Here is a 16,059-nt window from a genome sequence, read left to right on the forward strand (position 1 = left end):
AGCATCGAGTGATACAGTTCAATTCATTGATGGCGATAACATCGAGATTACCCGTAGTGGTAACGACATCACGGTTGCAACATCAAAAGACTTAACCGTTGATAGCGTAACAGCAGGCAACAGTAAGTTAGACACGAATGGTTTAGTGATTACAGGTGGACCAAGCATTACAACAGCAGGAATTGATGCTGGCAGTAAAGTAATCACCAATGTTGCAGATGGTAGTGCACCGAATGACGCAGTTAACTTTGGTCAATTAACCACGACCAATAACAACGTTGCTCAAAACACCACAGATATTGCAACCAACACAGCGAACATTACGACCAATACCAATAACATCACGACGAACACCAATAACATTGCGACCAACACGAGTGATATTAGTAACTTGCAAGGTCAAACGTTCAAGCTACAAGCGAATGGTGATACAGCGAGTGCAGTAGCATCGAGTGATACAGTTCAATTCATTGATGGCGATAACATCGAGATTACCCGTAGTGGTAACGACATCACGGTTGCAACATCAAAAGACTTAACCGTTGATAGCGTAACAGCAGGCAACAGTAAGTTAGACACGAATGGTTTAGTGATTACAGGTGGACCAAGCATTACAACAGCAGGAATTGATGCTGGCAGTAAAGTAATCACCAATGTTGCAGATGGTAGTGCACCGAATGACGCAGTTAACTTTGGTCAATTAACCACGACCAATAACAACGTTGCTCAAAACACCGCAGATATTGCAACCAACACAGCGAACATCACAACGAACACCAATAATATTACGACCAACACTGGTGACATCACGACTTTGAAAGGTGGTTTTAACCTACAAACCAATGGTTCAAACAGTGGTGCGATCAAAGCGGGTGATACGGTTGATATCGGTGTGGTTGATCCAGCGGATAGCAACTTAACTGCAACGAAGACAGGCAATAATGTCGCATTTGCATTAAGCCAAGACTTAAACTTAACGACTGTTACAACAGGCAACAGCAAGTTAGACACGAATGGCTTAGTGATCACAGGTGGACCAAGCATTACAACAGCAGGCATTGATGCTGGCAGTAAAGTAATCACTAATGTTGCAGATGGCAGTGCACCGAGTGACGCAGTTAACTTTGGTCAATTAACGACGACCAATAACAACGTTACGACAGCACAGAACACAGCAAATACGGCATTAACTAATGCTAATAATGCCCAGACTTCAGCTAATGCAGCACAAAGCACAGCAGATACGGCACTGACTGAAGCACAAAAAGGTATTAACTTTGGTGATGGCACAACAAACAATAACTATGCCCTAGGCGAGACGATCAATGTCAAAGGTGATAGTAACGTAAATAGTGAAACGACAGCAGATGGCGTACAACTCAGTTTAGCCTCTGACATTACTGTTGATAGCGTAACAGCGGGCAACAGCAAGTTAGACACAAATGGCTTAGTGATCACAGGTGGGCCAAGCGTTACAACAGCAGGCATTGATGCTGGTAGTAAAGTAATCACCAATGTTGCAGATGGTAGTGCACCGAATGATGCAGTTAACTTTGGTCAATTAACAACGACCAATAACAACGTTGCTCAAAACACCGCAGATATTGCAACCAACACAGCGAATATCACCACCAATACCAATAACATCACGACGAACACCAATAATATTGCGACTAACACTGGTGATATCACAACCTTAAAAGGTGGCTTTAACCTACAAACCAATGGTGCAAACAGCGGTGCGATCAAAGCGGGTGATACGGTTGATATCGGTGTAGTTGATCCAGCGGATAGCAACTTAACTGCAACGAAGACAGGCAATAATGTCGCGTTTGCATTAAGCCAAGACTTGAGTTTGACCAGTGTGACTACGGGTAACACTGTAATCAACAACGCTGGTGTGACAGCAGACAAAGTAACTGTTGGCAATGTAGTGATCGACAAGACTACAAACCAAATCAGTGGCGTTGAAGCAGGTACAAACACTAAAGATGCGGTGAACAAAGGTCAATTAGATGCATTGGCAGCGCAACAAGCAGAAAATGACAATGCAGCAGTTAAATACGACGATGCAGCAGTTAAAGACAAAGTGACTTTAGCGGGTGCAGGCGGTACGACACTGACCAATGTGAAAGCAGGTGATGTGTCAGCGACTTCAACCGATGCGGTGAATGGCAGTCAATTGTTTACAACCAATCAAAAGGTTGATGAAAACACCAGCAACATTACGAAGAACACAGGCGACATCAGTACACTGAACACCACTGTTACTAATCAAGGTAATGAAATCACCACATTAAAAGGTGGTTTCAACCTACAAACCAATGGTTCAAACAGTGGCGCAATCAAAGCAGGTGACACAGTTGATATCGGTGTGGTTGATCCAGCAGATACTAACCTTACTGCAACGAAGACAGGCAATAATGTTGCATTCGCATTAAGCCAGAATTTGAATTTGAACAGCGTGACGACCAATCAGCTTCAGGTAGGTAGTGTTGTTGTTGATAAATCAACGAATACGATCACAGGTTTAAGTAATAAAGACTTGAATGGTAGTGATTTTGCTACCCAAGGTAGAGCTGCTACTGAAGAACAATTGAAGGTAGTGGAAAATCAAGTTGTAACTACACAAACATCACTTGTGAATAGCCTTGGTGGCGGTGCGAAAGTGAATGCCGATGGCACAATTACAGGTCCAACTTATAATGTTGCACAAAGTACTCAGTCGAATGTTGGTGATGCTTTAGATGCTTTAGATAAAGCTATTGGTTCGGCTGCAACCACATCTAAAACAACAGTATCGAATGGCGAAAATATTGTTGTTAACAAATCAAAAAATGCAGATGGTTCTGATAACTATGAAGTATCAACTGCAAAAGATTTGACAGTAGATTCGATTAAAGCAGGTGATACTGTTTTAAATAATGCTGGTATTAGCATTGGTAATAATACGGTTGTGTTGAACAATACAGGTTTAGTGATTGCTGGTGGTCCAAGTGTAACAACACAAGGCATTAATGCAGGCAGTAAGCAAATTACCAATGTTGCAGCAGGAACAAATGCTACCGATGCCGTGAACAAAGGTCAATTAGATACTGCTATTAGCAATGTGAACAACAATGTTAATGAGCTTGCCAATAATGCTGTTAAATATGATGATGCATCGAAAGATAAGATCACTTTAGGCGGCGCTGATGGCACTACGATTACCAATGTAAAAGATGGCAAAGTTGAGCAAAACTCTAAGGATGCTGTAAATGGCGGTCAATTGTGGAATGTTCAAGAACAAGTGAACCAAAACACAAGTGATATTTCAAACATCCAAACCAATATTAACAACATTAATGATGGTAAATCTGGTCTAGTTCAGCAACAAACACCGACAGGTGATATTACCATTGGTAAAGACACTGGTGGTACTACAGTAAATGTTGCTGGTAAGGATGGTGATCGTGTTGTGACTGGTGTTAAAGATGGAGCGATTAGTGCAACCTCTAAAGATGCCGTGAACGGTTCTCAGCTTAATGCTACGAACAACAAAGTGGTTGAATTCTTAGGTGGCGGAGCTGGTTATGACAATATTACCAATAGCTTTACCAATCCAACTTACACAGTAGGTGATACAACACATAATAATGTTGGTGGTGCAATTGATGCATTGAACAAGGCTGATCAAGCATTGGATAGTAAAATTGACAATGTAAGCAATCGTCTTGAGCAAGCCTTCTATTCAACAAATCAACGTATTGATAATGTTGAGAAAAGAGCAAATGCAGGTATTGCAGCGGCAATGGCTTTAGAAGCTGCGCCATATATTGCTGGTAAATATACCTATGCGGCTGGTGCTTCATATCATGGTGGCGAAAATGCAGTCGGCGTAACTTTACGTAAGACTGCTGACAATGGGCGTTGGTCTATTACGGGTGGTGTAGCTGCTGCATCACAAGGTGATCCAAGTGTACGTATCGGTATCAGTGGCGTAATTGACTAAGGAATAGTTGTTAGGGAGAACCTAAAGGCTTGGGTTCTCCTCATCACCAATAGATAAAGTGAGTTTGAATATGAAAAATATGATAAAAGCATTGGTTTTAGGGGTTGCATCTAGTTTTGCTGTTTCTGCATTTGCAGAAGAACAGGTTGTTGTACAACAAGATGAAATCAAATTTCCAGTAGTTGAAAACAGCTATTTAAAACAAGTGAAACGTTATGAATATGATAATGTTGCACGTTTAGATACAGGTTTAACCAAAGACCAAATCCGTCATTTATTGGGAAATCCTCAATTTAGTGAAGGTTTATTCTTTGTGAAAACTTGGAATTATGTTTTAGATATTCGCCAGCCAAATAGTCAGGATTACTTGCGTTGCCAACTCCGTGTCGACTTTGGTAAAGACAATTTGTCAGAGCGTTTAACTTGGAAAGGTGAAGCATGCGAAGGCTTAATGGCTTGGGGTGCAAACAATCTGGTATCAAGTGATGCCAATGTAAATACTGCACGCTCAGGTAGTGTCTTCTTTGCATTTGATCGTTCAAATGCTAATGCTATTCAACAAGGTTCTAATACAGTTGCTGCAATTGCACAACGTATCAAACAGAATCCATCTAATAGCCCTGTTATTGTAGCTGGATTTGCAGATCCGCTTGGTAAATTTGCCTATAATCACCAATTGTCGGCACAACGTGCCAATACCGTTGCAAAGTTATTGGTGAATGAAGGTATTGATGCGAGTCGCATTCAAATTCAAGCCAATAGCCAAACTGATTTATATCAGCAATGCGCGGGCAACAAAGCCAACACACAACTCGTTGGTTGTTTGGCACCAAACAGACGTGTAAACGTAAGTTGGTAATTGATCTTTAATGAAAAATGGCTACTTTAAAGTAGCCATTTTTTATGTCCTAAAAATAAGGTCTGCGACAATAACTGTCGTACTAACCCAATTTTCGGGATGCTTTTGATTTTCAATTTCTTATAATGAAGCCATCAAAAATATACTCAGTGGGTTGCTATGCATTATTGTAAAATCTTTGAATTAGAAAAAAGTAATCGTGATTTTTAAATTAAAAATCAAATATTAAGTTTAAAACTGGGGAAAATAAGAGGCAATTCAATGTTTGAAAGTATTAAGAATAGAGTAAATCAGTTCATCAATCTACAAGGTCAAAATATAATAGACTCCGAAACTTTAGCATTACTTAGCACCATTGTAGAACCATTAGCGGAAGTGAATGCTTCATTGGCTAATCAGGTCTTAAATTATATCGTCAATGGGCAAAATCCTGAGGTGTTACTGACCTTACAACAGCAAGCGACGGATAAGGTGTGTGCTTTACTGGGTAGTCCGGGAACTTATGGATGGTTTTGGCCGTCATCTGAATTGACCAAAGCCCAAGAAAAATTATGCAAAGCATCGCAGAATGCACGCTATAAGCTATATATCAATATTTTTTCAAAGTTCAGTCGTGGACAAACGGTTCGGTATGGTAAATTTTTAGAAGCAGCTACTCAGCAACGAAATTATCCACAGCTTTCAAAGAATACACCTGTATGGTTTAGCTATATTTTGGTAGATGGACTGGTAACGAGTTTCAACCATCAACATTTTGATGATCGACAGAAAAAATCACACCGTCAGACTTGGACAATGGCTGTATTAAAACAACTCTATTTGTCTGAATCTGAAAATAATACTGAGGATTTTATCGCGACTTTATTTGAACGTGGTGATGTAAATAGTTATCACCATGATCAACTTAATGTACTTTTTAACTTTTCAGATAGTGTTGTTTTTTTCACAGAGCATCTACAAATGATTAGAGCAGTTCTGCCAAAATTATCTGCCACGGCTCAGGGGATTTTCCTCGAATTTATTGCTCAACATCAGGAGTTACTGCAACTACAAACCGAGCTGATCATTATTCTTGCATTAAGTTCGAGTAAGAACGTTCGTGAACAAGCCACTGTGTTACTTTCCCATCTCGATGAGGCTGAAAGCCAGCAACATTTACAGTATTTCCTCGTTAATGGCGAGAGTAAACAGCGTAGCTTTGCAGCGGATTTGTTAGCACGTTTAGGTGAGAAAAATCTAGAAATCCTGCAACAAGCAGCAGAAAACGAAAAATTAAAATCAGTACAGGTCAATATTCTATCTGCTTTACAACGTCTTGAGACATTGGAACAAGTGGTTGACATGGATCATGCGGTACCCGAGATAACCGAGATTGAAACGCAGGAGATTCCTGAAAGTTTTATTCCTGTCATTATCGAAAATTATCAGGCGTTATTGGAAAAAGCCAAGCAACGAGCTGAACAGGAAATTGAAGATAATCAAACTGCAAGTTATAAAAGTACGTGGGCACAGAGCAATTATAAAGATTTACAAAAACTGAAAATTGAGCAAGTCAGTCAGCAATTATTTGCTGCGATTAATGGTAAGAAAAAAACACAAATTCATGGTTATAACTACAACATCATGACCTATCAAAATAGGCTGCAAAACTTACCTGAATATGGTCTAGAGCATGCCTTACGTTTAAGTTATCATGGGCGTAACTGGATGAATTGGAATGATTTATTTAGTATTTTGCTCAAGCCACATCATTATGAACAGTTAGAATTACGTCAACTTGAGCAACTGATGCGAAAAGTGGGTTTTGAAAAACCTGAACGTATGATTGCCGAGAATTATTTAGAAAATTATTATTATGAAACCTTGAATAGCTATATCAATGAAGATAACAAAATAGTTCCATTTTTTATTGAACACATTGATCTGCTTGCTGAGGCTTTAGGTTTATCTCCAGATAAAAGTGAATCACGGTATCGTAGTTTTGAGCCTTTGCGTGCGATTGGTGTATTACAGCGTTTTCCGCAATTACCCAAACAGTTTATTCCTCGATTACTCGAATTTGCATTAGGTGATAGCAAACGTTTACGTTTTGATGCTCAGGAAGTGTTGAGAAAATTACCTGATATTCACTTAAGAGCAATTGAAGCTTTAGGAAATGGTAAGCAAGAAATTCGGATTACTGCGATTGAATGGCTAGCTCGATTACAACATCCAACTGCGGTGTCAGCGCTTTATGATTTATTGAAAAAAGAGAAAAAAGAAGTTGTTATTGCTGCGATTTTGACAGCATTGGAGCAGTTAGGTGAGGACATTAGTGTCTATCTTTCAGCTGAAGCTTTACTCAAAGATGCTGAGAAAGGTTTAAAAGGCAAAATTGTCAGTAGCTTTGCATGGTTTGATTTGAGTCATTTACCACAAGTGCAATGGCAGGATGGCACAGCAGTCGATACTAAAATTATTCAATGGTGGGTGGTTTTAGCCGATAAACTCAAAGATCCAATTCCGAATGCCTTGCTGCAACGTTATGTTGGTTTGTTGAATGAAAAGAGCCAACAGACATTGGCATTATATTTATTGCAAAGCTTTATTCATCAAGATACTCGTAACCCAAGTTTGGAAGAGGCGATGGATATTGCCAATAAGGAAGCACCGAGCCGTTTGGCCTCTTATCAGGATTCGTTTCAACGATGGGGGCAGAAGTACCCAGAATATTACGGGCGCTATGAGCACATCACACTGGAAGAAGTGGTTGAAGAAATTAAACGCGAGCGTTTAGCGATTTATCTAGGCTCTGCGATAAAAAGCAAAGGTATGTTGGCGTTGACCTTTAAAACGCAAGGTAGTGTTGCAGTGAAATTGCTGCAAGATTATATGAAGCAACATTACCAACGTCGTGCACAAATCGAAGCGATGTTGAGTAGTTTTTCGGTCAGCGATGATCCACTGATCATTCAATTATTACTGAGTCTTTCACGTCGTTATCGTACTGCATCGGTTCAAAATCTTGCAAAACAATTGGTTGAGCAAATTGCAGCACGTAATCAATGGAGTAGTGATGAGCTTGCGGATCGTACCATTCCAACAGCGGGACTGGATGATTCAGGCATTTTAACTCTTGAATATGGTTCACGCGTTTTGACGGCTTATGTCGATGATAAGGATAAATTTGTATTGAAAAATGAAGATAGTAAGATTATCAAAAGTTTACCAACTGCACGACAAGGCGATGACGAAGCGCTAATTAAAGAAGCAAAATCATTATTTAGCAGTAGCAAAAAAGAATTTAAGCAGGTGATTGATTTACAAACACAACGTTTGTATGAAGCGATGTGTAGCGAACGGACTTGGAGCAGTGCAGATTGGCAGGAATACTTATTTGCTCATCCAATTATGAAGCGTTTGATTCAGCGTTTAGTGTGGTTGGAAATATCAGCAGAAGGTGAAATTTTACAAAGTTTCCGTCCTAGTGATGATGGCAGTTTACTCAATCTGGATGATGATGAAGTTGAATTACAAGCTGATAGTCAAATCAAAATTGCACATGTGGTCTTGATCAATACCGATGATGCAGAGGCGTGGCAAGCGCATTTTAAAGACTATAAAGTGAAGTTTTTATTTGAACAAATGACGCGTCAACTACCGACATTTGATACTCATGCTGAAATCATTGAGGATCGAAAAGGTTGGTTGACCGATACTTTTACTTTGCGCGGTGTTATTACTAAATTGGGCTATCAACGTGCGTCGATTGAAGATGGCGGTTCATTTGATAGTTACTTTAAATCATTTAGCCAAATTGGTTTGTCTGCGGTGATTCGTTTTAGTGGTAGTTATGTGCCAGAGGAAAATCTTGCAGCAGTGTTGTATGACTTGAGTTTTGAGAAAAAGAATGTGCGGTCAAGGCGTGAGAGTAGTATGAGCTTGGCAGATGTTCCGCCTGTATTATTGGCTGAAACCTATGCGGATTATTTAAAAGTGGCAGATGCTTGTTCTGGGTTTGATCCTGAATGGCAGAAGAAAACACCTTGGTAAAATATGATTGATCTTATTTTAAATTCGTAATCAGGATTTGCAATGTAGAGGCGGCATCCATGCCGCTTCCACCATAGCTGATATGGGAATTAAAGATTTTTATAATAGATTTAGATCAATCTGATCAAGATTTTAAGAAGAAATGGTAAATATATGACCCAACAAAACATCATTAAACAAAGTGCTGAACAACGTTTTGCCGAGGAATTGGCAATTTTAACTGACCAGGACAATGCCCCAAAACCACAAGGCTGGTTGCGTTCACCCAAAGCGGTGCGCCAATTTATTTTAGGTGATGACAAACTTGGAGTTAGCCGTAAATTCTATGGTGATGATGCATTAGTTGATCGTGCCATTGTGACTTTATTGGGTAAACAAGGCTTAATGTTAGTCGGTGAACCGGGCACAGCAAAATCCATGCTCTCTGAATTATTGGCGGCTGCGATTAGTGATGATTCAGGTTTAACCATACAAGGTACAGCAGGGACGACCGAAGACCATTTAAAATATTCGTGGAATTATGCCTTGCTACTTGCGGAAGGCCCAAATGAAAAGTCTTTGGTTGCATCACCTATTTACCAAGCAATGCAACAAGGCAAGATCATCCGTTTTGAAGAAATCACCCGTTGTCCACCTGAAATTCAGGACGTACTGGTTTCGTTGATGTCTGAAAAGACCATGATGATTCCGGAACTGGGTCAGCAGGGGCGAGTGTATGCCAAAGCAGGTTTTAATATTATTGCTACAGCAAACTTGCGTGATCGTGGCGTGCATGAGATGTCATCAGCATTGAAACGTCGTTTTAATTTTGAAACTGTGCGACCGATTGCTGATCCTGTTTTTGAACGTGAGCTTGTACTAACTCAGTTGAAACAAGAGCTAGGCGATTTATCTGATCAGATTCAGATGTCTGATTCGGTGATTGATTTATTGGTCACGGTTTTTCAGGAATTACGTCAAGGCACAACTAAAGATGGTACTTCGATCAAAACCCCAGATGCGGTGATGTCTACAGCGGAAGCAGTCAATATTGCTTATGCAGCTGCTTTGGAGGGCTATTATCTCGGTGATAAATCGTTAAATGGGGCGGCGATTGCTCGTCAACTCATTGGTGTGGTGTTAAAAGATAATACTGATGATGCCAAGCGGATGCGTTTCTATATGGATAATGTGGCGCGTGAACGGGCCAAACAGGATGCAACATGGAAGGCTTTTTTTGATGCTGGGAAGGCTTTTTGGCAGTAATCAATATGACGATTCCAATACGGTTACAAAACGCCTTACAACAGCAAGCAGCTTTGGCAGAAAAGGGGATTTATTTTTTACCCATTCGCCATCATAGCCCTGCCTGTGCCTATGCCACCTTACAGGTATTGCAACAATTACAGCCTCAGCATATTTTGATTGAAGCACCACGCTCATTTAATCGTTTGATTGCAGATTTGCAGCATACCGATAGTCGGCCACCCTTAGCGGTATTGTGTCAAACAGAAATTATTGAACAAAAAGCTGATGCTAAAAAAGAGGATATAGGTGAACAAAAACAAACCCGCACTGCCTATTTTCCATTCTGTGATTATTCGCCTGAATGGGTAGCGTTACGTTACGCACCGAAAATTAATGCCAAGGTCGAATTTATTGATTTGGCTTGGACGAGTCAGGTGGCACATGAACAGCAAAATGTTGCAGAACAAACATGGCAAACACGGAGTTTGCAACAGGAACGCTATTTAGCGCATAGCCAATATTTACAAGCATTGGCACACAAGCTGCATTGTCGTAATCATGATGAACTCTGGGATCATTTATTTGAGTTAAAACCCAAACAGCAGATGCAGGACTGGCAAGCATTTTTCCATGAGGTGTTGGTCTGGTGTGCCATGTCACGACTGGATTATGAAGACAGTGTGTTAGAGGCTGATGCTTCCTTGATTCGTGAACAATGTATGTTGCAAAGCATTTTAGAATGCGAGGCACAAAAAAAAGGCAAGATTTGTGTGGTTACGGGTGGTTTTCATACCTTGGCATTGATTGAAGAGTTAGCAGCACAGTTATTGACAGAAAAATCAACAGCCAATGAAAAAACCAAGAAAATAAAAAAACTAAAATCCGCAGATACAGATGATCAATCTTGGTTGATTCGATATAGTTTTGATCGTCTCGATGCTTTAAATGGTTATGCATCGGGAATGCCATCACCTGCATTTTACCAACGTTGTTGGCAACAGCTTGTTGATGATTCGCAAAATGAAATTGAACAAAGGCAAGCCTTAACCGTTGAATTATTATCTGATTTTTCCAAGCAACTTCGAGAGCAACAGATTTTAGACAGTAGTTTTATTACGGTGAAGAATGCCACTGAACAGGCGATTGGTCTGGCGGCTTTAAGAGGGCATCATCTGATTGGTCGTTTTGATTTGATTGATGCCTGTCAAAGCAGCTTTGTCAAAGGCAGTTTGGATGATGGGCAACAGGCATTTCAGCAATTGCTTCGGCAGATTCTCAGCGGGGCAAGTCTAGGACAGGTGGTGCAATCGACACAAACACCGCCTTTGCTAGCGCAGGTCTATGAATTAGCAAAAGTTCATCGTTTTAAACTGGATGAAACCACCACCAAACGAGCAAAACTAGATGTGTTTCGGAATGCTAAACACCGTTTGCGTAGCCGTTTTTTACATTTACTCGATTTTTTACAAGTCGGTTTTGCCAAGCCTGTCAGTGGACCCGATTTTCTAGGTGGTGGACGTTTACATGTGTTATTTGAAGAATGGGATTATGCGTGGACACCGCATGTTGAAGCACAACTGATTGAATTATCAGAATTAGGCAATGATTTGCATCGCATTGCAATACAGAAATTATTGCAACTGAAAGCATCTTTTTCTCAGTCAGGGCAAGGACGATCTTCACATCTTGCCGTACAGCTTTTAATTCGTGCAGCATTGATGGGATTACAAAAACAAATCCCCATTTTATTTGCCGAAGTTGAACAATATTTGCCCAACGACCCTGATTTAGATTCAGTGATTCAATGTGGGCAAAAATTGCTGAATTTATGGACAGGTAAAGATTTTCTGGCTTTTCAGCAACAACCTGAACTCAAGGCTTTATTGAAAAATATTATTCAAACAGCCTTGTTTTTACTTTCCCAATTGGCAACACCACCTGAAGATCAGCAGCAACAGATTTTAAATCAACTGTTGCAATTGCGGAGTTTGGCGAAGCAAATTCAACGGATTATTGGCGTGAAAAGCAGTGGTGCAGAAACAGATTTATTAGCCCAGTTTTATCAAACTTTACAACGTTTACATGCCGACTGGCAGCAGCTCGATCTGTTGGCAGGTGCGGTAGATGCGTTGCGGTTTATTGATGGAAATTTATCTGAACATGAATTACAGCAATCGGTTCAGCAACATTTCGGTATGGGCGCAAGTCCTGAATATGCAGTGACTTATCTCGCAGGCATGATGCAAAGCGCACCAGAATTATTATTGCGTTATCCAGTGATGGCACAGTTACTCAATCAACTGTTAGATCAATGGGATGATGCAGCCTTTGTCGCGATCTTGCCTGATTTACGCCAAGCTTTTACGCATTTTAAACCGAAAGAAACAGCGAATTTTGCAGAACAGGTGGCGCAATTGAATGGTGTATCGAGTTTGGATATTTCCCAATATAGCAGTGAAATTTCTCAAGCTGAAATGTTGCAAGGGGTGCAGTTAAATCAGCAGCTACAGCAGTTTCTGGTTGAACAGAATTTACAAGGTTGGTTTGCATAATGAATGATTCAAATTCGCAAGACCTTGCGGCACGTTGGCGTTTAATTTTAGGACGTTATAGTGATCGTGCGTTGAATCAGGTTCAACTTGACGCGGATCAATCACGCTTAGAGCGAACATTAGATTATTTATATAACCGTGAATATGAACGACGTGGGCAGGTTGCAGGAGAGTCTCGTCATGGCTCATTGGATGATTCGCAATTAACTGCAATTAATTGGCTCAATAATGCTCGTAAACTCTTTCCGCAGAGTACTTTTGAACGTGTACAAACCCAAGCGGTTGAACGCTATCAACTGGACGCCTTGCTCAAAGACCCACAAAGTTTACGCAGTTTAGAACCGACACCACAATTGGCAAAAGCCTTGCTGACTATGCGTGGACGACTGAATGCAAACACTCGGGATGCGGTGCGTGAGATTATAAAAACTGTGGTCGAGCAGATTGTAGCTCGATTAAAACCGAATTTTATCAATGCCATTCATGGTCGCCGGAACCGTTTTCGTCGTTCTCTGATAGCCAATAGCCAAAATTTTGATTGGCGCAGAACCATTCGGGAAAATCTAAAACATTATAATCAGGATATGAATAAGCTGATTATTCAGCAGCCTTTTTTTAATGCACGCGTGCAACGCCATTTACCGTGGACAGTGGTGCTCTGTGTCGACCAAAGTGGCTCGATGATGAACTCCGTCATGTATAGTGCCATTTGTGCCAGTATTTTAGCCAGTTTGCCTGCGGTCAAAGTGCATTTGGTGCTGTTCGATACCAATATTGTCGATTTATCCCACATGGCATCCGACCCTGTTGAAGTGTTGCTGACGGTACAGTTGGGTGGCGGCACTGATATTGCTAAAGCAGTCAATTATTGTGAACGTTTAATTACCCAACCCCATCGCACCATTTTTACCTTGATCAGTGATTTTGAGGAAGGCGGGTCGGTGGCACATTTACTCAATGCAGTGAGTAGATTGCATAGCCAACAAGTGAAATTGCTAGGTTTGGCAGCGTTAGATGAACAGGCAAATCCTGTCTACGATATTCAAATGGCACAAAAACTCAATGAGCGAGGCATGTCGGTGGCAGCTTTAACGCCTGAACATTTTGCTGAATGGATGGCAGAGGTGATGCAATGAGTTGGCAACAACAATATTTAGCCTATGATCAAGACAGTCTTGCGACTTATGCCAACGCAGGTTTAGTGCGCCGTGCATTAAAGGATATAGAAGCAGAAAAGGTGGTGTTACGTACTGAGCAAGCTGATCAAGTCAGCATTGAAAGTGATGGGCAACAGGTTTGTTTATCTGCCACAGGTCTGGTCAATGCAGTGTGTTCTTGTCCTGCCACAGGTGCGTGTAAACATATTGTGGCAGCCGTATTATGGTTTCAAATACATTGTCAATCGAAAGATGAATCCAATGATCAGGCTCAAGAAAATCAAATTTCTACTCCTAAAGATCAACCCAAAAACAATGTAACTGAACAGATAAAAATCAATCCACTAGATGAAATTTTGGCATTAGACCTTGACCACATCGCTAAAAAAATAGGCAGGGTACAAGCCCAAAAAGCCATTAAATATGCCCGACTTTGGCAGCAAGAACAGCAAACTGAATTGTTTGAAGATGACTATCGTTTAAAGATTCATATTGCCAGTATTAATGAAGACATCAGCTATATAGCAGGTACAGGTTTTGCAGGCATGCTATCCAATCTGGAAAAAGATCAACCTGCTTACCATTTAGCAGCGCTGAGTGAAGTTCAAAGATTACAAGGTAAATCATGGGCAGCATTGCAGCTCAGTGAGGTCGAAAACCCAGCAATTTTAAGCGAAAGTGAACGCCAGTTTGTTGTTGAATTACAAGATGATTTAAATCAATTATTAGAATTTGGTTTATCGCATGTCAATGATAGTACAGCTCGACAACTGCACTTACTCAATATGTCAGCACGTAGCGAAGCCTTGCCACGATTAGCAGCCATGTTGAGACAACTCAGTGGTCAAGTCAGCCGTTTATTGCAACGGGATGAGCATAGTTCTGAGCAAGACACTTTACTGTATCTAGCGCAAATGCGTGCTTATCTCTATCAACTACAACAGGCACAAGGCGAACAATTACTTTCCCTAAGAGGAAAAATCCGACAGCAATACCAAGTCGATGAACAACAGTCTGATTTGGAATTACTTCCTCTAGGTGCACGTTGGTGGCGTTCCCAAGGTGGTGCAAGAGGACTGACGCTGTATTTTTCTGAATTAGAAAACGCTAAAACTTTTGAAGTCACGGTGGCGCGGGCAGAAAATAATGACCCGAATTTTAATCGTTATAATGCGTGGTCACAGCACAGTATTTGGATGCTGACCGCTCAACAACTGATGCAGAAAATCGTACGTTTGCAACAACCACGTTTTGGTGAAGATGGACGGCTATCGGCATCGGGGCAAAGTCGTGCATTACCATTAAATAGCCTAAGCAAGATTGAAGATTTTGGCCTATATCAACAGATGGGTTTCAATCATTGGCAGACCGTACAACAGCACTGGCAACAACAAATGCAAACTGTAGAGGGGATTGATCATACAATTTTATTGAATATTTCCCGTTATGATGCACCGCAAGTGGATGAAATCGAACAATGTCTATGGTGGAATGTCTATGATCAGCAAGGTTCTGTGATTCATTTACGTCTGGACTGGAAAATGCAGGAGTTGGATAAAATTCGTCAGCTTGAACGTCTTTGTGGGCAAATGATTCAAGTTTCATCGATCTTTGCTCATGCTCGAATACAGGGACATCAACTGGTTTTATCACCAATCAGTTTACTGATCACTCAAAATGATAAAACTCGACTGTTTCATCTCGATTTTGATCAATTGGCTGAACCAAAAAAGACCTTAAAAGAAAGTCTGATTGGACGTATTGAACAATTAATGGCAAAGAAAAAACAGCAAGCAAAATTTGCTTCTACCCAAATCAGTTTGAGCCAAAAGGTGTGTGAACCGATTTTAGAAGTATTACTCAGTCTTGCTTGTTCAGGGCGTTTGCAATTGAGTACTTCGCAGATTGAAACGCTACAGCGGCACAGCCAACTAGCTCAGGATGCAGGGTTGAGTCTATTAGCTAAACAAATCGACCTGATTCTCGCTACCACACGATTGAATACAGATTTAATTTTACGGCTAGTTTATATCTGTGATTTAACACTAAGGATGCAAATTAATCTTCCCATACAATTAAAAACAGAATGATTTAGCTTTTGCAATTTATGGTTATGTATTTTTTTTGCATAAATATGTATTTGTGTGAACTGTTTGACAATATTTATACAATTGGTTGAGAAATGATCTAAAATGCACAGCAAGAACGAACAGGTCAAGATGCCACTTTTATGAATGGCAC

General features: G+C 40.6%; 7 protein-coding genes. All 7 read left to right on the forward strand.

Annotated elements, in window-relative coordinates:
• Window positions 1–3,991: YadA-like family protein (locus tag J2Y37_RS13305; RefSeq protein WP_349033114.1), on the forward strand; the 3,991-nt coding region annotated here is incomplete at its 5' end.
• A gap of 70 nt (window positions 3,992–4,061) precedes the next feature.
• Entirely contained in the window at window positions 4,062–4,850 is a 789-nt protein-coding gene (locus J2Y37_RS13310) for an OmpA family protein (protein WP_349033115.1), read from the forward strand.
• Window positions 4,851–5,111: 261 nt separating this feature from the next.
• Window positions 5,112–8,882, forward strand: coding sequence for a DUF4132 domain-containing protein (locus J2Y37_RS13315; protein WP_349033116.1), 3,771 nt, complete (start codon window positions 5,112–5,114; stop codon window positions 8,880–8,882).
• A gap of 153 nt (window positions 8,883–9,035) precedes the next feature.
• Window positions 9,036–10,127 (forward strand): AAA family ATPase, encoded by a 1,092-nt coding sequence (locus J2Y37_RS13320; RefSeq protein ID WP_349033117.1) that lies wholly within the window; start codon window positions 9,036–9,038, stop codon window positions 10,125–10,127.
• Window positions 10,128–10,132: 5 nt separating this feature from the next.
• Complete coding sequence (locus tag J2Y37_RS13325) at window positions 10,133–12,661, forward strand: DUF5682 family protein (protein WP_349033118.1); 2,529 nt, start codon at window positions 10,133–10,135, stop codon at window positions 12,659–12,661.
• A complete protein-coding gene (locus J2Y37_RS13330; RefSeq protein WP_349033119.1) occupies window positions 12,661–13,797 on the forward strand; it encodes a VWA domain-containing protein in 1,137 nt (378 codons plus the stop codon). The genes J2Y37_RS13325 and J2Y37_RS13330 overlap by 1 nt, the downstream gene beginning before the upstream one ends.
• A complete protein-coding gene (locus tag J2Y37_RS13335; RefSeq protein WP_349033120.1) occupies window positions 13,794–15,908 on the forward strand; it encodes a hypothetical protein in 2,115 nt (704 codons plus the stop codon). Before J2Y37_RS13330 ends, J2Y37_RS13335 begins: the two co-directional genes overlap by 4 nt.
• Window positions 15,909–16,059: the final 151 nt, after the last annotated feature.

Origin of the sequence: Acinetobacter sp. 3657, from assembly GCF_031456775.1 — a bacterium.
Taxonomy (GTDB): domain Bacteria; phylum Pseudomonadota; class Gammaproteobacteria; order Pseudomonadales; family Moraxellaceae; genus Acinetobacter.

Coding starts and splice junctions, on each gene's coding strand:
- J2Y37_RS13310 (WP_349033115.1), top strand. CDS start 4,062: ATGAAAAATATGATAAAAGCATTGGTTTTAGGGGTTGCATCTAGTTTT.
- J2Y37_RS13315 (WP_349033116.1), top strand. CDS start 5,112: ATGTTTGAAAGTATTAAGAATAGAGTAAATCAGTTCATCAATCTACAA.
- J2Y37_RS13320 (WP_349033117.1), top strand. CDS start 9,036: ATGACCCAACAAAACATCATTAAACAAAGTGCTGAACAACGTTTTGCC.
- J2Y37_RS13325 (WP_349033118.1), top strand. CDS start 10,133: ATGACGATTCCAATACGGTTACAAAACGCCTTACAACAGCAAGCAGCT.
- J2Y37_RS13330 (WP_349033119.1), top strand. CDS start 12,661: ATGAATGATTCAAATTCGCAAGACCTTGCGGCACGTTGGCGTTTAATT.
- J2Y37_RS13335 (WP_349033120.1), top strand. CDS start 13,794: ATGAGTTGGCAACAACAATATTTAGCCTATGATCAAGACAGTCTTGCG.